Raw genomic sequence first — 762 nt, 5'->3', positions numbered from 1 at the left:
GCCCAGCTCGGCCTGCGCTTCCTCGAGGACAGGCTGACCGTCGGCGGCGAGGTGCAGTACAACGGCAAGCCCAAGGGCAATCCGGTGGCCAAGGATTTCACGCTGGTCAACGCCTTCGCCAGCTACCAGGCGACGGACAATCTCAAGCTCGACTTCCGCGCCGACAATCTGTTCGACGTCAAATACACCAACCCGCTCAACGGAGGCACGACCGCCGTCCTCTACGAACCCGGCGTCACGCTGAAGCTCGCGGCAACCATGCGCTTCGGAGGCTGAGCAAGACATGAAACGCTTGACGGCATCCTTTCGTCTGCTGACCTCGACGTTGGCGATGTCGCTTGCAGGGCCGGCGTGGGCTCAGTCCGCGCCGGCCCTCAGTCTCGAGCTCAACGCCGCGCAACCGTCTGAAAAAGGCTGCCGGCTGACCTTCGTCGTCAACAACGCGCTCGGGGCCGACCTGTCGAAGGCAGCTTTCGAAATCGCACTGTTCAACCAAGCCGGCGTTGTCGACCGCCTCACCGTGCTCGATTTCAAGGACCTCCCGGCCGGCAAGACCAAGGTCACGCGCTTCGACCTTGCCGGCGCCGACTGCGGCAAGCTCAGCCGCGTACTGATCAACAGCGCGACCGAATGCGCCGGCACCGGCGTCGAGCCGGCGGCCTGCATGCGCGCGCTGAAGACGTCGACCAAGACCGCGATCGCTTTCGGCGTATAGAGGTGATGTTGCATCCGGCCTTGCCGCAAGACGCCACGGCGTGGACC

Annotated in this window: 1 protein-coding gene and 1 pseudogene; both read left to right on the top strand. The window is 64.6% G+C overall.

The window, feature by feature from the left end; all coding sequences use genetic code 11:
• A pseudogene (locus EOD07_RS36280) lies at positions 1 to 276 on the top strand (TonB-dependent receptor); the annotation flags it as partial.
• Between the two features lie 7 nt (positions 277 to 283).
• Positions 284 to 715, top strand: a complete 432-nt coding sequence (locus EOD07_RS36275; protein WP_127238498.1) for a hypothetical protein — start codon at positions 284 to 286, stop codon at positions 713 to 715.
• Positions 716 to 762: the final 47 nt, after the last annotated feature.

The sequence above is a fragment of the Mesorhizobium sp. M2C.T.Ca.TU.002.02.1.1 genome (assembly GCF_003997225.1).
Note: the sequence above shows the minus strand (reverse complement) of the source record. Positions and strands in the feature narration are given on the sequence as shown.

Coding starts and splice junctions, on each gene's coding strand:
- EOD07_RS36275 (WP_127238498.1), top strand. CDS start 284: ATGAAACGCTTGACGGCATCCTTTCGTCTGCTGACCTCGACGTTGGCG.